Source organism: Pseudomonas sp. NPDC089428, from assembly GCF_044749325.1.
In the GTDB taxonomy this organism is placed as follows: Bacteria; Pseudomonadota; Gammaproteobacteria; order Pseudomonadales; family Pseudomonadaceae; genus Aquipseudomonas.
Genome location: NZ_JBIVHT010000006.1, coordinates 146,653 through 166,380 on the forward strand (window position 1 = coordinate 146,653; position 19,728 = coordinate 166,380).

Sequence of the window (19,728 nt, forward strand, 5' to 3'; positions counted from 1 at the left end):
TAAGTCTAATAGACCACACCGGTGGTGTACTGCTCCCAGCCTTGGAAGAAGAAAATGCCTACACCTGTTCCTGCCTCGCACAGAGGCAGAAACAGGCCATTTTTCAGATCAAGGCTTTTTCACCGCATCCTTCACATTGCCTTTGATCTGCTGCGCCTCGCCCTTCAGTTCCTGGGCCTTGCCCTCGGCCTGCAGCTTGTCGTTGCCGGTCACCTTGCCGACGCCCTGTTTGATGTTGCCGACCGCTTCATTGGCCAGGCCTTTCGCTTTGTCTTTGGTGCCGCTCATGGCAAATCTCCTGCAAATGGAGACACGGGGACCGTGTCGACAGACGGTGGACCAAGCGCCGTTGGCAAGAGTTTCAATCAATTTGCCGAGTTCAAGCCAAGCGGTGATTCTTCGGGCGAATACCGCACCAAATCGGCCCTGGCGCGCTGCCCAAGCCCTGCGTGCTCCCCTAGAATCGCCGGCAAACGGCAACCCCAAGCAGGTTGCCAGCGTACAAGAACAACAGTTTCCGGAAACCCGCACCCATGCGTCTGATGCCCCTGTTCGCGGCCATGCTGCCGTTGTTGCCCTTGCCTGCCCTGGCCGCTGCACCGGCCAGCGAAACCCTCAAAGTCGAGCGTTATACCGACGATGGCCAACCCGGCACCCTGCGCTGGGCCATCGAAACCAGCAACCAGAACCCCGGCCACTACCGCATCGAGATCGCTGCGGTTGGCAAGCCGCCCTACGTGATTCGCCCGACCCGCGCGCTGCCGGAAATCAAAGGCCCGGTGCAGATCACCGGCCTGCCCTGGGCCCGTGACGGCCAGTACATCGCCATCGACGGCTCGGGCTACATCAAGGACCAGGGCGTGCGCACCTGCCCTGGCGCCCTGCCCGGCCAGTTCGGCACCAACGTACGCACCACCACCAAACCAGGGCTGGTGCTGCGTGATACCCAGGGCGTGCACCTGAGTGGCCTGGAAGTGCGCAACTTCTGCATCGGCATCCTGGTCAACCGCGCCAGCGGCAACGTCATCGAAGACAACCGCATCGTCGCCAACAAAGGCGGCGCCGGCATCATGCTCACGGGTGATGACGGTGCGGGCAACCCGACTGCCACCACCACGATCAACAACAAGGTGCTGCGCAACCAGCTGATCGACAACGGCGATGGCCTTGAACTGACCCGCGGCGCGGCCTTCAACCTGGTGGCCGACAACCTGTTCCGGTCCACCCCGGCCAACCCTGAACCGTCCCAGGGCATCGAAATTCTGCTGGGCAATGACAACAGCGTGGTGCGCAACCGCTTCGAGAACTACTCCGACGGCCTGCAGATCAACTGGGGCAAGCGCAACTACCTCGGCGCCAACACCTTCAGCGGCAACTCGATCGGCGTCAGCGTCACCGGCGAAGGCAACATCCTCGACGGCAACCTGATCCATGGCAACCGCATAGGCGTGGCCCTACGCCCGGAGCCGGATGTCACCACCACGCGCCTGAGCGGCAACCGCATTTGGGGCAACAGCCAGGACATCCGCCGTTGTGAGGCCGGTGGTTCATGCGTGCCGAACCAGCGTACCGGTGCCATCGTCTTTGGCGTGCCGGCCCAGGCCCACGCGCTGTACGTGGGTTCGCGCGGGGTCGGCGCGGATTTGCCGAAAAAGGACCAGGCGATCATCTGCGATGCCAAGGGCGAGCCCAAGCCATGCCAGCCGTTGCCCAACCACAACCAGCAGGCGCCACACCTGATCGCGCTGGACGGCAACGTGTTGCGTGGCGAGGTGCAGGGGCCGGTGTCGAGCCTGTTGCGTATCGAGGTGTTTGGCAATGCCCTGGCAAATGGGGCCGAGGCGGAGCAGTATCTGGGAGAGTTGTTGGTCAATAGCGATGCGCAAGGGAAGGCAAGGTTTGCTCAGGTGCTGGAGAACATCGGCCAGTTGAGGAGTTTCACTGCGACGGTGACCACTGCGGATGGGGCCACTTCCGAGTTGAGCCTGCCGGTCAGCCGCTAGGGCTGATGGCCTCTTCGCGGGCAAGCCCGCTCCCACAGGGATATCACATAGCCTGAGGGCGATGACATTCCTGGGGGAGCGGGCTTGCCCGCGAAGAGGCCTGTAAACCTTGCTAGGCCTGGTGCCACCCCTCACAATGCAGCCCTAATCTAGCGTCAACCCGCAGGAACCTGCATGAAACTCGACAAACCCGCTGCCATCGCCCGCCGCAACCAGGCCCTGGCCAACCCGGTGCTGACCAGCGCCAACACCCTGTTCGCCATCCTCGACCGCAAGCGCAACCTGTGGTGGTTCGAGGTGCCGGTGGCACTGCTGCGCAAAGGCCAGCCCGACTGGGTCAACCTGCTGCTGCACACCCCGGAAAGCGACGAGCTGCAGCACCTGAAGGTGCCGGTCAACTTCCTCCGTGCTCACCAGGAGCAGATGGAAGTGCGCAACCCCGGCAAGCGCCGCTCGACCATCAGCCTGGCCCTGAGCGCCGACCGCGACTCGCTGCTGCGCGACACACGCCCCGGTGGCGAGCAGCTGGACTTCCGGACCTTCGTACAGGCCTGATCAGACCTTCTCGATGCGATCGTCATGGATGACGATGCGGCCCTGCTTGAACAACCCACCAATGGCCTTCTTGAAGTTGCCCTTGCTGACGTTGAACATCTGGCTGATCACTTCCGGAGCGCTCTTGTCGCTCACCGCCAGCACCCCACCATCGGCCTCCAGGCGCGCCATGATGCGCGCCTGCAGGTCGTCGCCCAGCGCCTGGCCGACCGGCTGCAGGCTCAGGGCGATCTTGCCGTCATGGCGCACTTCCTTGATGAAGCCATCCACATGCATGCCCGAACGCAGGAACTTGAACACCTCGTTCTTGTGGATCAGGCCCCAGTGGCGGTTGTTGATGATGGCCTTGAAGCCCATCGGTGTCTCACCGGCCACCAGCAGCTGGACGGGCTGGCCAACCTGGTAGTCGGCCGGGGTGCGGTCGAGGTAGCGGTCCAGGCGCGAGGTAGCGGTGATGCGCCGGGTACGCTTGTCGAGGTAGGCGTGCACCACGCAGTAGTCGCCGATCTTCAGTTGGCGTGATTCTTCCGAATACGGCATCAGCAGGTCCTTGGACAGGCCCCAGTCGAGGAAGATACCGGCACCGTTGATGTCCTTGACCTTGAGGCTGGCGAACTCGCCGACCTGCACCTTGGGCTTCTCGGTGGTGGCAATCAGCTGGTCTTCGCTGTCCAGGTAAATGAACACGTTCAGCCAGTCGTCGACCTCGGTTTCGGCGTCTTTCGGGATGTAGCGCCCGGGCAGCAGGATTTCGCCGTCGGCCCCGCCGTCCAGGTACAGGCCGAATTCCACGTGTTTCACGATTTGCAAACTGTTGTAACGCCCAAGCAGAGCCATTTCCGATGTTCCTCAAGACAAGGCGGCTATTCTACACCTGAAGCCACTGCGCTGCCCGATCACTGATTGGGCGGAACCGCGCTGGCCCCCGTGCGTCTATCCAATGGCCAGTCACAGCCAGGACCTGCACATGCCTGTACGCCTGTCCAAAGCCCTGCTCATCGCCATTGCCTGCACCGTGGCACTGGCGGCCTGCAACCGCATCGACCTGGCCTATCGCAACCTCGACCGCCTGGTGCCCTGGTCGCTGGGCGACTACCTGGCGATGAACCGTGAACAGAAAGCATTGCTCGACGAACGGCTCAAGCAGCACCTGGCCTGGCACTGCAAAACCCAACTACCTGGCTACCTCGACTGGCTCGACCGGGTGCGCGACATGGTTGCCGAAGACCAGGTGACCGACCAGGCCCTGCAGCAACGTACCGTCGAAGCGCGCCAGGCCATCGGCCGGGTGGCAGCAGAAATCACGCCCTCGGCCACCGAACTGCTGCGCGGCATGAGCGATCGGCAGGTAGCGCAGATGCGCGATGCCTTGCGCGACGATATCAGCGAGCGGCAAAAGGAATATGTCGACACACCCTTGGCCAAACAGGTCGCTCGGCGCAGTGAGCGCATGGAAAAACGCCTGAACAACTGGTTCGGTGAGCTCAATACGGCCCAGCGCCAACGGGTGCAGGCCTGGTCGCAAGCGCTGGGTGACCAGAACCGCCAGTGGATCGCCAACCGCCAGCACTGGCAGCAGCAGCTGATGCTGGCCATGAACCAGCGCAACGACGCCAGTTTCGAGCCGCGCCTGGCAACACTCCTGCAACACAAGGAAAGCCTGTGGACGCCGGAGTATCGGGCGGCGTATCTGAATAGCGAACAGCAGACGCGCAGCCTGTTGATCGACCTGATGCACCTGAGTACACCGGTGCAGCGCCAGTTCCTGCAAGAGCGGCTGGCCAAGGTACGTACCGACTTCAGTGAGCTCAAGTGCCTGAAGGGAGCACCGGCCTGAACGATCACCGTTTCCGGGTCAAAGTCGCTACATATGTAGCCCATGCTGGCTGTTGGCTCCCCCATGCTGTGAGGCGTGGCCCGGCCACCCGGACCATGGCTCTTCAACCCTCAGAAGGATCAGGTGCATGAACGCAGGAACAACTACCGGGAACGAACACGCGGCATTTATTTCGGGCACGCTTGAAGACTTGCTGAAAAGCGTCCATTCGGACGGCGCCGTATCGATAAAAGAGTATGAGAATGTTCGCGACGAAGCGGACAGGCGCATAGAGAAGCTGATAACGCTCTTCGGCACGCGTAACAGCACCTTGACGGCCTACATGAATTCCATGGATGTCACCATGCAGCTGTTGCAACTGACGGCACTTCAAGCCAAGAGAGCCAAGCTCACCGATACCGGTGAAGCCATTGTCCGCGACGCGCTGATGGCGCAAGTCGAGTATCTCAAGGCAGGCGCCAACCTCGTGCTCAGGTTGCTGTGAACGCCTGAAGGGCGGGGCATGCAGGCGGGCGCGGACGCTCGCCCGTACCTAACGCCCTTTGCGCCGATACGGAAACACGTCGATCACCTTGCCCTCGCGGATCGCCGCCTGCAGCCCCTTCCAGTAGTCCGCGTCATACAACTCCCCGTGCAAGCGGCTGAACAGCCGCCGCTGGCCGATATCGGCAAACAGGAACGGCGGGAACTCCTCGGGAAACACGTCGTGCGGCCCGATCGAGTACCACGGCTCGCCCGACATCTCGTCCTCCGGGTAACGCGGCGGCGGAATGTGCCGGAAGTTCACCTCGGTCAGGAAGCTGATCTCGTCATAGTCGTAGAACACCACCCGCCCATGCCGGGTGACGCCGAAGTTCTTCAGCAGCATGTCACCGGGAAAGATGTTCGCCGCTGCCAGTTGCTTGATGGCCAGCCCGTAGTCCTCCAGCGCTTCGAGCACCTGCCCTTCGCTGGCCTGTTCCAGGTACAGGTTGAGCGGGGTCATGCGCCGCTCGGTCCAGCAGTGGCGGACCAGCACCGTGTCGCCTTCCAGCGCCACGGTCGAGGGCGCCACCTCCAGCAACTCGGCCAGGCACTCGGGCTCGAATTTGCTGCGTGGGAAGCGGAAATCGGCAAATTCCTGGGTATCGGCCATGCGCCCCACCCGGTCGACACTTTTCACCAGCCGGTATTTGTCGATCACGGTGGCGCGGTCGACGGTCTTGGATGGCGAGAAGCGGTCCTTGATGATCTTGAATACCGTGTTGAAGCCCGGCAGGGTGAACACGCTCATGACCATGCCGCGCACCCCGGGGGCCATGACAAAGCGGTCGTCGCTGCTGGCCAGGTGGTTGATCAAGGCGCGGTAGAACTCCGACTTGCCCTGCTTGTAGAAGCCGATCGAGGTGTACAGCTCGGCAATGTGCTTGCCCGGCAGGATGCGCTTGAGGAAGTTGACGAAGTCCCCTGGCACCGGCACGTCCGCCATGAAGTACGAGCGCGTGAACGAGAAGATGATCGATACCTCGGCCTCGTCGGTGATCAAGGCATCGGCCTCGATGCCATGGCCTTCGCGGTGCAGCAGGGCAATCACCAGCGGCCACTGCTCGTCGCTGTTGTACAGGCGCCCGACCAGGTAGGCGCCCTTGTTGCGGTAAAGCACCGGCACGAACAGCTCCACGGCCAGGGCCGGGTCCTTGCACACCCAGTCCGGCAGGCATTCGCGCAATTGCTCCTCGAGCCGCGTGAGGTCCCTTTCCAGGTCGCCATAGGGCGCACCGAACGGGTAATCGGCAAAGATCGACCGCAGCAGGCTTTTCAGGCCGGCACCGAGCCTGTAGGTGCGAGTCTGCGCAGCGCGCTCATGGGCGCGGATCGAAGGCCGGGTGGTGTGGATGAACATGCAGCCATCGCTGATCTGGTCATGGCTGAACAGGCTGCAGAACAGCGAGTTGTACCAGGTCTCCGCCAACTCGTCGTCGAGGCGGGGATCGATCAGGCGGATGTAGGCGTTTTTCACCAGCGGCCACTGTTCCACATCCAGCAGCACGTCTGCGTCGAAACCATCACGCAGCCAGCCGTTGACCTCGCCGACCTTATGTTCATAAAGGTTGATACGCACCGCAGCAGCCTGCTGAATCTCTTGCCAGCGCGCCTGCTCGAAGCGCTCACGAGCGCCCAGGGTGATGCGGCGAAAATGTTCGCGATAATCGTCAAAGCCGTCGAGGATCATCCGGGCGATCTCGCCGGCTGGCCAATGCTGGGTCATGCGATGAACCTCACACCTGGTGAGATAAAGAGCTTAGCCTGTACTGGCCTCTTCGCGGGCAAGTCGGATCGCCGCACCGCCGCTCCCACAGGCTCTGCGCCGTGCTTGAAGGCAGTGACATTCCCGTGGGAGCGGGTTTACCCGCGAAGAGGCCGGTACAGGTTTACAGCGCAAGAAAGCACAAGAATCGCCCACGCCAGTCACGTACACTCGCGCCCTGACCTGTACCCGGAGACCGTTGTGAGCCCGATCGCCCTAGCCCGCCTGCTGACCCTTGCCGCTGTCTGGGGGGCGAGTTTCCTGTTCATGCGCATCATCGCCCCGCAGCTGGGTACCATTCCCACCGCGTTCTTGCGCGTCTCCATCGCCTGCCTGGGCCTGATCGCCATTCTTGCCGCCACCCGTGTGCGCTGGAACTTCGACGGCAAGCTCGGTGCCTGCCTGGTGCTGGGCATGATCAACTCAGGCATCCCGGCCACCTTCTATTCGGTGGCCGCGCAGGTGCTGCCCGCCGGCTATTCAGCCATTTTCAATGCCACCACACCGCTGATGGGCGTACTGATCGGCGCGCTGTTCTTCCGCGAGGCCATGACCCTGCCCAAGCTCGGCGGCATCTTCCTCGGCCTGTTCGGCGTCGGCATCCTCAGCGGCGCCGGCCCGGTGGCACTGGACATGGCCCTGGTGCAAGGTGCCCTGGCCTGCCTGGCGGCCACCACCTGCTACGGCTTTGCCGGTTTCCTCGCACGGCGCTGGATCAGCGGCCTGGACAGCCGCCTCTCAGCCCTGGGCAGCATGCTCGGCGCCACCTTGCTGATGAGCCCGCTGTTCGCATGGAGCGCCCTGACCCAGCCACCGGCGAGCTGGGGCGGCTGGCAGGTATGGCTGTCGCTGCTGGGCCTGGGCCTGCTGTGCACCGCCTTCGCCTACATCCTGTACTTCCGCCTGCTGGCCGAGATTGGCCCGGTCAAGGCCAGCACCGTGACCTTCCTGATCCCGGTGTTCGGTGTAGTGTGGGGTGCCTGGTTGCTGGACGAGCCGCTTTCGATGGCGCACCTGTATGGCGGACTGCTGATCGGCCTGGCGTTATGGATGGTGCTGCGCCCTGCGGGAGGGGGTTTGCCCGCCAAGCAGTCGCCGCGCTGACAGGCCTGCTCCCTCGCCCTCAGCGGCGGTTTCACCTGTGAAACCGCCCCCCACCCGCGTTACCCCAAATTGCCCTGTTCCCTAGCACGGCCCACTTCACTGCGCCGTGAATGGGCATTTACGTGCCATATAAAAAACCTTGTTTCATATATAAAACAAGTCATTTTTTGCCAATTCATTTTAACTAACTAATTAATAACGACTTTTTATTTAAATGAAGGAAAAGTTTTAACTGGCATTGTTCATGCACTAAACGGCGTATCACCTATAAAACAGACCAGCGAGTTGATCCCATGGCTGTGAAAGAGATGTACGCAATCGCCCCCCAGTGGAGTACGCCTCGCCCTTGCGATGCACAGGCGCCCACCGAAATCGAGTTCCGCAATGTCGGCAAGGCCTTTGCGGCCAAAGGCCAGCGTCAAGCCCCCTTCGCGATTCGCGGGGTAAACTTCCAGATCCGCCGTGGCGAAGTGGTGTCGATAATCGGTCCTTCCGGCTGCGGCAAGAGCACCATCCTCAACATGGGCTCGGGCCTGTATCGCCCCAGCGAAGGCGAGGTGCTGGTCGGCGGCGAACAGGTCGTCGGCCCGGTGCCCAAGGTGGCCTTCATGCTGCAGAAGGACCTGCTGATGCCATGGCGCAGCATCCGCCGCAACGTCGAACTGGGCCTGGAGATCCAGGGCATGCCGGCCAGCGATCGCAAGGTCATCGCCACAGACCTGCTCGAACGCTGCCACTTGCAAGGCTTTGCCGACCACTACCCTTTCCAGCTTTCCGGCGGCATGCGTCAGCGCGCCGCCTTGGCCCGCACCCTGGCCATCGACCCACAGGTGCTGTTCCTCGACGAGCCGTTCTCGGCCTTGGATGCACAGACCAAGATGATCCTCCAGCAGGACCTGGCGCGCATGTTGTTCGAAGAAAAGAAGACCGCGCTGTTCATCACCCATGACCTGGTCGAGGCCATCGCCCTGTCCGACCGCCTGCTGGTCATGAGCCCCCGCCCCGGCACGATCATCGAGGAAATCGAGATCGACCTGCCCCACCGCGACAACCCCCTCGAACGCCGCAAGCTGCCGGAAATCGGCCCGCTGGCCGGGCGCCTGATGGACCTGTTGCACGTTGGCGCCGACCACGAACTGCATTGATCGACGTTCACTACCTTCCGGGAGTCAGCATGTTCAATACACCTTTCAAACGCCTCGCCCTCACCGCCCTGGGCCTGGCCTTCGCCCTGCAGGCCCAGGCCGAGCCGACCAAGGTCACCTACCTGCTGCCGGCGCCGCCCAGCCTGCCGGCCTTTGCGCCGTGGATCATCGCCAAGGAAAAGGGCTACTACCAGGCCCAGGACCTCGACCTGACCTTCATCGCCGCCAAGGGTGGCGTGGACGTGGCCAAGCAGATTGGCGCCGGCAACGCGCTGGTCGGCGGCGCCATCGGCGACACTCCGATCATCGTCCGCCCCAACGGCATTCCGGTACGAACCGTGGCCGTGCTCGGCGGCGGCGGAGTGACCATGATCGCCACCAACGCCAGTGCCGACATCCACGATATCAAGGCCCTCAAAGGCAAGACCCTGACGGTGATGTCGTATTCCGACACCACCTATTACGCCCTGCTCGCTTCGCTGCGCAAGGCCGGCTTGAGCAAGGACGACGTCGACATCCAGGCCGCCGGCCCATCGGGGGTGTGGCAGCTGTTCTCGGCCAACAAGGCCCAGGCCATGGCCGGGGTGCCGGACTGGGTCATCAATGCCGAGGAAGCCGGGCTCAAGTACCAGTTGATACCCCGCGACCAGGTGTTCGAGAGCATGGCCCAGGCGATCCTGGCCTCGGACGATGCCATCGAGCACCACCCGCAAGTGGTGCGCGGCGTGGTCCAGGCCACCCTGCGCGGCCTCAAGGACATCGTCGACGACCCCAAGGCTGCCGCCGCCACTTTCGCCCGCGCGGTACCGGCCTACGCCGGCAAGGAGGCCTCGCTGGAAAAGACCCTGCGCCTGTACGTCGAATATGTCTACGCCGGCCAGCCAGTGCCCGGGCGCATCGACCCGGCGCGCCTGGACGCCGTGCGCAGGTTCTACGTCAGCGAAGGCATCGTGCCCCGCGAGTCGCCGCTCGAGGAGCTCTACAGCAACCAGTTCATCGACACCCAGACTGCGGCCAGATAACAAGGTAACGCCTGATGAAAAACAACTCCTCACTGCTGGGCAGCCTTGCCCTGCTCGCGCTGTTCCTGTTGCTCTGGCAATGGGGCCCTCGTCTGCTCGGCATGCCCGAGTTCGTCATGCCACCGCTCAGTCGCGTGGTCGAAGAAAGCACACTGATGTGGCATGGCAGCGGCCTGCTCGAACATACCCTGATCACCGCCTTCGAGATCATTGTCGGCTTCGCCCTCGGCGCCTTGCTCGGCGTGTCTATCGGCGTTGCCCTGGGCCTGTCACCATCGGCCGAAGCCATGCTCTCGCCCTATATCCTGGCCTTGCAGATCGCGCCCAAGGTGGCGTTCGCTCCATTGTTCGTGATGTGGCTGGGCTACACCATCTACCCGAAGATCCTCATTGCCATCCTCATCGTGTTCTTCCCGGTGATGATCAACGTGCTCTCGGCCATCCGTACTGTCGACCCAGACATGATCAACCTGGTGCGCACCATGAATGCCAGCCGCTGGCAGATCTTCCGCCTGGTGGAGTTCCCCTCGGCCATGGCTGCACTGTTCTCGGGCCTGCGCATCGCCTCGACCCTGGCGGTGATCGGGGTCACCGTCGGCGAACTGGTCGGCGGCAACCAGGGCCTTGGCTTCCTGCTGGTGGACGCCGAGGGCCAGGGCAACACCGCCGGCGTGTTCGTGGCGATCGTCATGCTCACCCTTATCGGCGTGCTGGCTTACGGCGCCGTGGTCTGGGCCGAGAAACGCGTGCTGCACTACCTCCCCAAAGCCATGCTGAGTACTTCGTGATGACCTTCAACAACTTCCTCGCAGGCCGCCGAGTGCTGGTCACCGGTGGTGCCCGTGGCCTGGGCTATGCCTTTGCCCAGGCAATCGCCCAGGCCGGTGCCCGGGTGGTGATCGCCGACATCCTCGCCGGCCGCGTGCAGCAGGCTGCCTGCGAACTGAGCGCCCAGAGCCTTGACGTCAGCGGGGTCAGCCTCGACCTGGCTGACCCGGCCTCGATCACCCGCTGCATCGAACGCACCGTCGAACGCCTGGGCGGCCTGGACGGCCTGGTCAACAACGCCTCGATCACCAACTCCGGCGGCAAGCGCTGCGAAGAACTGGACATCGAGACCTGGGACCAGGTGATGCAGGTGAATGTGCGCGGCACCTGGCTGATGACCCGCGCCGCCCTGCCCGCACTGCGCGAGAGCGGCCGCGGAGCGATCGTCAACCTGGCCTCGGACACACCGCTGTGGGGCGCGCCGAACCTGCTGGCCTATGTCGCCAGCAAGGGCGCCATCATCGCCATGACCCGCAGCCTGGCCCGCGAGCTAGGTGGCGACAACATCACTGCCAATGCCGTCGCCCCCGGGCTGGTGCAGGTTGAAGCCACCGCCTACGTGCCTGAAGCCCGCCACCGCCTGTACATCGACCAACGGGCCATCCAGCGCCCACAACTGCCCGATGACGTCAGTGGGGCGGTTCTGTTCGCCCTTTCCGACCTGTCGCGCTTCATCACTGGACAAACCCTGCCGGTAAACGGCGGGTTCGTCATGCCCTGAGCAAAGGAGACCGCCATGACCGATCTTTCCGTAGAACAACAAACGCCGAAAACCTGGGAACAACCGGCAGGTTCCGACCTCGCCGAGTGGATGCAGACGCGCATTGCCCGCTATGAATCCCGCCGTTACGACTGGGACGCGTTGAAGTTCCAGGCCGACTACGACCCCAAGTTCCGCCGCGCGCAGATGCGCTACGTGGGCACCGGAGGCACCGGCGTCGGCAGTGATATGAACACCATTCCCTCGGAGCACTTCACCTTTTCCACCATGGTCATCCCCGCCGGCCATGAAGGCCCGCCCCACCTGCACACTGACGTCGAGGAAGTGTTCTTCGTGCTGCGCGGCAAGCTCAAGGTGGTGATCGAGAAGGATGGCGAGCGCTTCGAGACCATCCTCACCGACCGCGACCTGATTTCAGTGCCACCGGGGGTATACCGCGAAGAGATCAACATCGGCGACGAAGACGCATTGATGTGCGTGATGCTCGGCGCCAAGAAGCCAGTTACCCCCACCTACCCGCCAGCCCACCCGCTGGCCTCGATCAAGCGCGGGTAAGCCTATGCAAGGGCTCACCGACAGCTTGCTCAGCCAGCTCCAGCGGCAGTTCGGCGAACGCCTGCTGCAGCTGGGCGGCGCCCGGCAGGCGATCCGCGAAGCCGGCAAGGGCGAGGCGATTGTGCTGCTGCACGGCATCGGCTCGGGCGCTGCGAGCTGGTTGCAGGTTGCCCTGGGCCTGTGCGAGCGGGCCCGGGTGATTGCCTGGGATGCTCCAGGCTATGGCCAGTCCGCGCCGTTGCCGATGGTCAGCCCCCGCGCCACTGACTACGCCGCGCGCCTGGCCAGCTTGCTCGACGCGCTGCAGGTCGAGCGCTGCGTGCTGGTCGGCCATTCGCTGGGAGCGCTGACTGCCGCGGCCTTCGCCCAGGCCCAACCACAGCGGGTCAGCGAACTGGTGCTGTTGAGCCCGGCACGCGGTTACGGCGCCCGGCCCGAGCAGGGCCAGGTCGTGCGCGACAAGCGCCTGCACGATCTGGCCACCCTGGGTATCGCGCAACTTGCCGAAAACCGCAGCGCCCACCTGGTTTCCGCCAGCGCCAGCAGCAGCGCCCTGGCCTGGGTGCGTTGGAACATGGCACAGCTCAACCCGCCAGGCTACCGCCAAGCCATCGAACTGCTGTGTGGCGACGACCTGCTGCGCTACAGCCCCCCGCAGGTCAACTGCCAGGTGCACTGCGGCAGTGCTGACAGCATCACCCCGGCAGACGCCTGTCGGGCACTGGCCCAGGCCTTCGCTGCGCCATTCCAGCTGATCCACGGTGCCGGCCATGCCTGCGCCATCGAACAACCCGAGACGGTGACCGGGCGCCTGGCCCGGGCACTGGACACCTCTTTCACAGGTAGCGTGCAATGAACGATACGGATGCCATGAAGGACAACCAGGACCGCTACACCGTGCCAGGTCTTGAGCGCGGCCTGTTGCTGCTGTGCGAATTCAGCCGGCAGAACCGCACCCTGACCGCCCCTGAGCTGGCCCGCCGCCTGGCGCTGCCGCGCTCGACCATCTTCCGCTTGCTGAGCACCCTGGAAACCATGGGTTTCGTCACCCGCAGCGGCAATGAGTACCGCCTGGGCATGTCGGTGCTGCGCCTGGGCTTCGAGTACCTGGCATCGCTTGAGCTGACCGAACTGGGCCAGCCGATTCTGGCGCGGCTGTGCGACCACCTCAACTACCCAAGCAACCTGGTGGTGCGCGACGGCCGCTCGATCGTGTACGTGGCCAAGGTCTCGCCGCCGTCAGTGTTTTCCAGCGCGGTAACCGTCGGCACCCGCCTGCCGGCGCACGCCACGGTGCTGGGGCGCGTGCTTCTGGCCGACCTGAGCCTGGCCGAGTTGCGCGAACTGTACCCCGAAGAGCACCTGGAGCGGCACTCGCCCAGCACGCCGAAAACCGTGCTGGAACTGTTCGACCTGGTTCAGGCCGACCGCCTGCGCGGTTATGTCCACGGCGAAGGCTTCTTCGAATCGACCATTTCCACCTTGGCCGCGCCGGTGCGCGATGCCAGTGGCCGGGTCACTGCGGCGCTGGGCCTGACCATCCCCACCGCGCAGGTCGGCCACATCAATTTCGACAGCTTGCTGGGCCAGGTGCGCGGCAGCGCCGATGAGCTGTCCCGCTTGCTGAACTACCGGCCCGGTGCGGGTCAAGTCACCGCGCTGATGAGGGATTGAGCATGAACCTCTACCCACTGAACGACAGCACCGCCATCGTCACCGGTGGCTCCTCCGGCATTGGCCTGGCCTGCGTCGAACTGCTGCTCGAAGCCGGTGCCCGCGTGGCATTCTGCGGCCGCGATACGGACCGCCTGCGCAGCGCCGAAACCAGCCTGCGCCAGCGCTTCCCCGAGGCTCGGCTGCTGGCCCAGGTGTGCGATGTGCTCGACGCCGATGCCGTGCAAGCGTTCGCCGCCGCCAGCTTGGCCGCACTGGGGCCGGCGCGGGTGCTGATCAACAACGCCGGACAAGGCCGCGTATCGACCTTCGCCGACACCAGCGACGCCGCCTGGAGCGAAGAGCTGCAGCTGAAGTTCTTCTCGGTGATCCACCCGGTGCGCGCCTTCAAGCCCCAGTTGCAGGGGCAACCCGGGGCATCGATCGTCTGCGTCAACTCGCTGCTGGCCAGCCAGCCCGAACCGCACATGGTGGCCACCTCGGCGGCCCGCGCCGGGCTGAAAAACCTGGTGCGTTCAATGGCCTTCGAGTTCGCCGAACAGGGCATCCGGGTCAACGGCATCCTCATTGGCCTGGTCGAGTCCGGGCAGTGGCGCCGGCGCTTCGAGGCCCGCGAAGAACGCGCCCTGGACTGGGCGCAATGGACCGCCCAGCTGGCCCGCCGCAAGCAGATCCCGCTGGGCCGCCTGGGCCTGCCCAAAGAAGCCGCCCAGGCCATCCTGTTCCTCGCCTCACCGTTGTCGTCCTACACCACTGGCACTCATATCGATGTTTCTGGAGGCTTGTCCCGCCATGCGTAACGAAAACACCGTCACCGTCGGTGCCGTGATCACCGCTTTCCTCGAACAGTGTGAGGTCAAGGCCGCATTCGGCGTGATCTCGATCCACAACATGCCAATCCTCGACGCCTTCGCCGTGCGCGGCAACATCCGCTTCGTCATGGCCCGCGGCGAAGCGGGTGCCACCAACATGGCCGATGCCTACGCCCGCAGCGTCGGCGGCCTGGGCGTGTGCCTGACCTCCACCGGCACCGCCGCTGGCAACGCCGCCGGGGCCATGGTCGAGGCTCTCACCGCCGGCACCCCGCTGCTGCACATTACCGGGCAGATCGAAACACCGTATCTGGACCAGGAACTGGCCTACATCCACGAGGCCCGCGACCAGCTGACCATGCTCAAGGCGGTGTCCAAGGCGGCGTTCCGCGTGCGCAGCGTGGAAACCGCGCTGAGCACCCTGAAGCTGGCCGTGCAGACCGCCCTCACCGCGCCCACCGGCCCGGTCAGCGTGGAGATCCCGATCGATATCCAGTCGGCGCTGATTGCAATGCCCGCTGATCTGTCGCCGCTGCCGATCCCGGTCGCAGCCCCGTCACCGGAGGCGCTGGACCTGGTCGCCGAGCGCCTGGCCAGCGCCACCCGTCCGCTGCTCTGGCTCGGTGGCGGAGCCCGGCATGCCGGGGCGCAGGTCAAGCGCCTGCTGGAGATGGGGGTCGGCGTGATCACCTCGACCCAGGGTCGAGGCGTGGTCAACGAAGACGACGAGCGCTGCCTGGGTGCCTTCTCGCAGAACAAGCTGGTCGAAGGCTTCATGCAGACCTGCGACGCGCTGGTGGTGGCCGGCTCGCGCCTGCGCAGCAACGAAACGTTCAAGTACGCCCTGAAGCTGCCACGCACCACGCTGCGTATCGACGCCAACCCAGCCATCGAAGGCCGCAGCTATCCCAGCGATCTGTTCATTTGCGGTGACGCCGCCCTGGCTCTGGAAGGCCTGGCCGACCGCCTGCAGGGCCGCCTGAACATCGATCCGGCCTTCATGACCGCGCTCAAGGCCGTGCGCGCCGAATCGCGCAAACAGCTGGTGGCCGACCTCGGCCCGTACTCGGCAATGGTCGAACAGTTGCAAGCGCAGACTGGCCGCAACTTCACCTGGGTCCGCGACGTGACGCTGTCCAACAGTATCTGGGGCAACCGCCTGCTCAACCTGTACCACCCACAGGCCGGCGTGCACGCCCTCGGTGGCGGCATCGGCCAAGGCCTTGCCATGGGCATCGGCGCCGCCATCGCCGCTGCCGAGACTGCGCCGGGGCGCAAGGTGTTCGCCCTGGCCGGCGACGGCGGTTTCATCCTCAACCTGGGCGAACTGGCGACCCTGGTGCAGGAAAAAGCCAACCTGGTGATCCTGCTGATGAACGACCAGCGCTATGGCGTGATCCGCAACATCCAGGACGCCATCTACGGTGCCCGCCACGCCTACGTCGAACTGCACACCCCCGACTACGGCAAGCTCGCCGAATCGCTGGGCCTGCGCCACACCCTGGTGCGCCATCTCAATGACTTCGGCCCGGTACTCAAGGGCGCGCTGGGCAGTGACGGGCCGTTCCTGCTGGAAGTCGACATGCTCAGCGTCGGCCCGTTCGCCACTCGTTTCGCCGGCCCGCCCAACAGCGAAACCCGCTCGCAGAAAGCCACAGCCGCCTGAGGACCTGCCCATGCTGCATATCACCATGATCGGCTGCGGCGCCATCGGCGTGGCCGTGCTGGAACTGCTCGAGCACGATCGGCAGTTGCAGGTCGACACAGTCATCACCTCGCCGGGATCGGAAGCGCTGGTCAACCAGCGCCTGGCCCGCCTGCGCCGACCACCGCAGGTGCTGACCGCATTGCCGGCCGGGGCCCGCCCCGACCTGCTGCTGGAGTGCGCCGGCCACCGTGCCATCGAGGAGCACGTGCTGCCGGCGCTCCGGCGCGGCATCCCGTGCCTGGTGGTGTCGGTCGGGGCGTTGTCCGAACCGGGACTGGTCGAGCGCCTGGAAGCGGCGGCGGCGCTCGGCAGTACCCGCATCGAGCTGCTGCCCGGGGCCATCGGCGGCATCGATGCGCTGTCGGCCGCCAAGGTCGGCGGCCTCGACACCGTGGAATACACCGGTCGCAAGCCGGCACGAGCGTGGAAGGGCACGCCGGCCGAGCAGGTCTGTACCCTCGACAGCTTGCGCGAGGCCACGGTGATCTTCCAGGGCAGTGCCCGCGAAGCCGCCCGCCTGTACCCGAAGAATGCCAACGTCGCCGCCACCCTGTCGCTGGCCGGGCTCGGCCTGGATCGCACCTGGGTGACGCTGGTCGCCGACCCGCACGGCGAAGAGAACGTGCACCAGGTCAAGGCCTGCGGCACCTTCGGCGGCTTCGAAATTAGCCTGCACGGCAAGCCGCTGTTGGCCAACCCGAAAACCTCAGCGCTGACCGTCTATAGCGTGGTTCGCGCCTTGGGCAACCACGCCCATGCCATATCCATCTAGGGGAACGCCATGATTCCGGAACAGACTCTACCCCTCTGCATCGCCGGCACCTGGCGCCTGGGCGGCGGTGCACGCTATGCCACCTGCTACCCGGCGACAGGCGAACCCGTAGCCTGGCTCAACGCTGCCAGCCTGGACGACGTCGAAGCCGCCGTGCAGGGCGCCCACCAGGCCTTCCTGCACAGCGGCTGGGCCCAGCGCAAACCCCATGAGCGCGCCACTGTGCTGCAGCGCATCGCCGGGCTGATCCGCGAACGCGCCGAAGAGCTGGCGCAACTGCAACGCCAGGACAACGGCAAGCCGATCGCCGAGACCCGCGCCCTGGTGGCCAGCGCCGCCGGCACTTTCCAGTTTTTTGCGGCAGCCTGCGAAACCATGGAAGAGACCATCACCCCGTCACGCGGCGATTTCGTCAGCATGAGCGTGTACGAGCCGATGGGCGTGGTGGCGGCGATCACGCCTTGGAACTCACCGATCGCCAGCGAAGCACAGAAGGTTGCTCCGGCCCTGGCAGCCGGCAACGCCGTGGTGATCAAGCCGGCGGAAATCACCCCGCTGCTGGCCCTGCAGCTGGCGCGCATCTGCGAGGACGCGGGCCTGCCCAAGGGGCTGATCAGTGTGCTGCCAGGCAAGGGTTCGCTGCTTGGCGATGCGCTGACCCGTCATCCACTGGTCAAGCGTGTGTCGTTCACCGGCGGCACCAGTACCGGCAAGCACATCGCCCATATCGCCGCCGACAAGATGATGCCGGTGTCGCTGGAGCTAGGCGGCAAGTCACCGACCATCGTGCTCGACGACGCCGACCTGGACCACGCCGTGGCCGGGGTGCTGTATGGCATCTTCAGTTCCTCGGGCGAGGCCTGCATCGCTGGCTCCCGTCTGTTCGTCGCGCGCACCCTGTATGAGCCGTTCATGGCGCGCCTGTGCGCTGCCGCCGCGCAGCTGCGCCTGGGCGACCCGGCGGACGAGCGCACGCAGATGGGCCCGCTGATCAGCGCTGCGCACCGCGAATCGGTGGAGCGCTACGTCGCCCTCGGACTTGCCGAAGGCGGCCGCCTGCGCCTGGGCGGCCAACGCCCCAGCGGCGGGATGTTCGACCAGGGGTACTTCTACCCACCGACCATTCTCGAGGGCTTGGCCAACCAGCAGCAGGTGTGCCAGGAGGAAATCTTCGGCCCGGTGCTGGTGGCAATGCCCTTCGACAGCGAGGAACAACTGATCGAGCAGGCCAACGACAGCCTGTATGCCCTCGCCGCCGGGATCTGGAGCCGCGACTACAAACGCGCCTGGGCGCTGGGCCGCAAGCTGCAGGCCGGCACGGTGTGGATCAACACCTACAAGCAATTTTCCATCTCGACCCCATTCGGCGGCTGGCGCGACAGCGGCCTTGGCCGCGAGAAGGGCCGCCTGGGCATCCTGCAGTACATGGAACAGAAAAGCCTCTACTGGGGCATGAACGAACAACCGCTGGCCTGGGCCAGCGTGGAGGCAGGGCAATGAGCGTACTGGGCATCGATGAAGTCACCTACGGCGTGGAGGACCTGGCCAGCAGCGCACGCTTCTTCAGCGACTGGGGCCTGACCCAGGTCAGCGCCGCCGAGGACCAGATCGTCTTCGAAACCCTCAACGGCTGCCGCGTGATCCTGGCCGCCATCGACAAGCCCGGCCTGCCGCCGGCGATCGAACCGGGCTCGACCGTGCGTGAAGTGGTCTGGGGCGTGGAGAGCCAGGCCGACCTTGCGCTGTACAGCCAGCGCATTGCCGACGACCCGGGTTTTGTCGAAGGCAATGGTCGTATCGGTTGCACCGACCCCAACGGCCTTGCGATCCGCCTGCAGGTCACCCGCAAGCGTCCGCTGGAACTCGAGTGCAGCGGCCACAACACTTGGCAGACCAAGGGCCGGATCAACAAGCCGGCGCCGGTGTACGAGCGCGCCACGCCCATAGAAGTCGGCCACGTGGTGTTCTTCGTGACCGACGTCAACGCCTGCGAGGCCTTCTACCACGAGCGTTTCGGCTTCCAGGCCTCGGACCGCTACCCCAACCGCGGTGCCTTCCTGCGCACGGCCGAGGAAGGTGGCCATCACGACCTGTTCATGCTGCAGCTACCGGCCCCGCGCGCCGGGCTCAACCATGTGGCCTTCACCGTGCGCGACCTCCACGAAGTGTTCGGCGGCGGCATGCACATCTCGCGCTGCGGCTGGGCCACCGAGATCGGCCCGGGCCGCCACCCGGTGTCGTCGGCCTTTTTCTGGTACTTCAAGAATCCGGCGGGCGCGTTGGTGGAGTACTACGCCGACGAAGACCAGCTCACGGGCGACTGGCAGCCGCGCGAATTCGAACCCGGGCCGACGGTGTTCGCCGAATGGGCGATCGCTGGCGGCATCGACGGCAATACCCGGCGCCAACAGCACGCTCAAGCGCCGCAAGGCAAATTCCTCACCGACAAACCAAAGAACAATTGAGGACCACCCCATGAGTAGCAATGAGGTTTACCTGCAGCCCCACCAGGCGCGCAAGCGGCCCAACACCCCCTTCGAAGACCTGCTGGGCGACTCGATCGAGCGCGCCTACGGCAATGGCGTAAGCGAGCTGGGCGAACTGCTCGCCCACCTCAACCTGGCCGGCCCGCCTTGCCCGCTGACCAGCGGCGAGTGGACCGAAGACGCTTTCAAAACCCTGATGGCACGGCTGGGCGAGTGACC

21 protein-coding genes are annotated in these 19,728 nt (G+C 64.8%); 18 read left to right on the plus strand and 3 right to left on the minus strand.

Annotation, left to right across the window (positions count from 1 at the left end):
• Window positions 1-108: 108 nt before the first annotated feature.
• On the minus strand, window positions 109-288 hold the full coding sequence (locus ACIPZ5_RS13830) for a CsbD family protein (RefSeq protein ID WP_261943076.1): 180 nt from the start codon (window positions 286-288) through the stop codon (window positions 109-111).
• Window positions 289-533: 245 nt separating this feature from the next.
• On the opposite strand from ACIPZ5_RS13830, the gene ACIPZ5_RS13835 reads away from it, so the two are divergent.
• A complete protein-coding gene (locus ACIPZ5_RS13835; RefSeq protein ID WP_400809174.1) occupies window positions 534-2,003 on the plus strand; it encodes a nitrous oxide reductase family maturation protein NosD in 1,470 nt (489 codons plus the stop codon).
• A 174-nt stretch (window positions 2,004-2,177) separates the two neighbouring features.
• A complete protein-coding gene (locus ACIPZ5_RS13840; RefSeq protein WP_060510375.1) occupies window positions 2,178-2,558 on the plus strand; it encodes a hypothetical protein in 381 nt (126 codons plus the stop codon).
• Here the strand turns inward: ACIPZ5_RS13840 and ACIPZ5_RS13845 are convergent, their stop codons facing one another.
• On the minus strand, window positions 2,559-3,395 hold the full coding sequence (locus ACIPZ5_RS13845) for a S1 RNA-binding domain-containing protein (RefSeq protein WP_261943074.1): 837 nt from the start codon (window positions 3,393-3,395) through the stop codon (window positions 2,559-2,561).
• A gap of 130 nt (window positions 3,396-3,525) precedes the next feature.
• On the opposite strand from ACIPZ5_RS13845, the gene ACIPZ5_RS13850 reads away from it, so the two are divergent.
• Together ACIPZ5_RS13850 and ACIPZ5_RS13855 are read left to right on the plus strand one after the other, a co-directional pair.
• Entirely contained in the window at window positions 3,526-4,395 is an 870-nt protein-coding gene (locus ACIPZ5_RS13850; RefSeq protein WP_400809177.1) for a DUF6279 family lipoprotein, read from the plus strand.
• A 127-nt stretch (window positions 4,396-4,522) separates the two neighbouring features.
• Window positions 4,523-4,879 carry a hypothetical protein gene (locus ACIPZ5_RS13855; protein WP_400809180.1) on the plus strand — a complete coding sequence of 119 codons (357 nt, stop codon included), beginning with the start codon at window positions 4,523-4,525 and terminating at the stop codon, window positions 4,877-4,879.
• Between the two features lie 48 nt (window positions 4,880-4,927).
• Here the strand turns inward: ACIPZ5_RS13855 and aceK are convergent, their stop codons facing one another.
• A complete protein-coding gene (gene aceK, locus ACIPZ5_RS13860; protein ID WP_400809183.1) occupies window positions 4,928-6,643 on the minus strand; it encodes a bifunctional isocitrate dehydrogenase kinase/phosphatase in 1,716 nt (571 codons plus the stop codon).
• A 240-nt stretch (window positions 6,644-6,883) separates the two neighbouring features.
• On the opposite strand from aceK, the gene ACIPZ5_RS13865 reads away from it, so the two are divergent.
• The 14 genes from ACIPZ5_RS13865 to ACIPZ5_RS13930 all read left to right on the plus strand — a co-directional run bounded on the left by ACIPZ5_RS13865 (window position 6,884) and on the right by ACIPZ5_RS13930 (window position 19,726).
• Entirely contained in the window at window positions 6,884-7,786 is a 903-nt protein-coding gene (locus ACIPZ5_RS13865; RefSeq protein ID WP_343599200.1) for a DMT family transporter, read from the plus strand.
• Between the two features lie 308 nt (window positions 7,787-8,094).
• Window positions 8,095-8,931 (plus strand): ABC transporter ATP-binding protein, encoded by an 837-nt coding sequence (locus ACIPZ5_RS13870; protein ID WP_343599284.1) that lies wholly within the window; start codon window positions 8,095-8,097, stop codon window positions 8,929-8,931.
• A 29-nt stretch (window positions 8,932-8,960) separates the two neighbouring features.
• Window positions 8,961-9,953: an ABC transporter substrate-binding protein gene (locus ACIPZ5_RS13875; protein WP_343599198.1), complete on the plus strand. Its 993-nt coding sequence runs from the start codon at window positions 8,961-8,963 to the stop codon at window positions 9,951-9,953.
• Between the two features lie 14 nt (window positions 9,954-9,967).
• Window positions 9,968-10,741: an ABC transporter permease gene (locus tag ACIPZ5_RS13880; protein ID WP_343599196.1), complete on the plus strand. Its 774-nt coding sequence runs from the start codon at window positions 9,968-9,970 to the stop codon at window positions 10,739-10,741.
• The gene (locus ACIPZ5_RS13885; RefSeq protein ID WP_400809187.1) at window positions 10,741-11,502 is read left to right on the plus strand and encodes an SDR family oxidoreductase; all 762 of its coding nucleotides are present in this window, start codon (window positions 10,741-10,743) and stop codon (window positions 11,500-11,502) included. The genes ACIPZ5_RS13880 and ACIPZ5_RS13885 overlap by 1 nt, the downstream gene beginning before the upstream one ends.
• Before the next feature lie 15 nt (window positions 11,503-11,517).
• Window positions 11,518-12,057, plus strand: coding sequence for a cupin domain-containing protein (locus tag ACIPZ5_RS13890; protein ID WP_343599192.1), 540 nt, complete (start codon window positions 11,518-11,520; stop codon window positions 12,055-12,057).
• A 4-nt stretch (window positions 12,058-12,061) separates the two neighbouring features.
• Window positions 12,062-12,913, plus strand: coding sequence for an alpha/beta fold hydrolase (locus ACIPZ5_RS13895; protein ID WP_400809190.1), 852 nt, complete (start codon window positions 12,062-12,064; stop codon window positions 12,911-12,913).
• Window positions 12,910-13,731: an IclR family transcriptional regulator gene (locus tag ACIPZ5_RS13900; protein WP_343599188.1), complete on the plus strand. Its 822-nt coding sequence runs from the start codon at window positions 12,910-12,912 to the stop codon at window positions 13,729-13,731. Before ACIPZ5_RS13895 ends, ACIPZ5_RS13900 begins: the two co-directional genes overlap by 4 nt.
• 2 nt (window positions 13,732-13,733) lie before the next feature.
• A complete protein-coding gene (locus ACIPZ5_RS13905) occupies window positions 13,734-14,531 on the plus strand; it encodes an SDR family oxidoreductase (RefSeq protein WP_400809193.1) in 798 nt (265 codons plus the stop codon).
• A complete protein-coding gene (locus tag ACIPZ5_RS13910) occupies window positions 14,524-16,209 on the plus strand; it encodes a thiamine pyrophosphate-binding protein (RefSeq protein ID WP_400809196.1) in 1,686 nt (561 codons plus the stop codon). Before ACIPZ5_RS13905 ends, ACIPZ5_RS13910 begins: the two co-directional genes overlap by 8 nt.
• 10 nt (window positions 16,210-16,219) lie before the next feature.
• Window positions 16,220-17,023 carry an aspartate dehydrogenase gene (locus ACIPZ5_RS13915; protein ID WP_400809199.1) on the plus strand — a complete coding sequence of 268 codons (804 nt, stop codon included), beginning with the start codon at window positions 16,220-16,222 and terminating at the stop codon, window positions 17,021-17,023.
• Window positions 17,024-17,032: 9 nt separating this feature from the next.
• Window positions 17,033-18,523 (plus strand): aldehyde dehydrogenase, encoded by a 1,491-nt coding sequence (locus ACIPZ5_RS13920; RefSeq protein WP_400809201.1) that lies wholly within the window; start codon window positions 17,033-17,035, stop codon window positions 18,521-18,523.
• Entirely contained in the window at window positions 18,520-19,488 is a 969-nt protein-coding gene (locus ACIPZ5_RS13925) for a VOC family protein (RefSeq protein ID WP_400809203.1), read from the plus strand. Before ACIPZ5_RS13920 ends, ACIPZ5_RS13925 begins: the two co-directional genes overlap by 4 nt.
• A gap of 10 nt (window positions 19,489-19,498) precedes the next feature.
• A complete protein-coding gene (locus tag ACIPZ5_RS13930) occupies window positions 19,499-19,726 on the plus strand; it encodes a recombinase-like helix-turn-helix domain-containing protein (protein ID WP_400809206.1) in 228 nt (75 codons plus the stop codon).
• Window positions 19,727-19,728 lie beyond the last annotated feature (2 nt).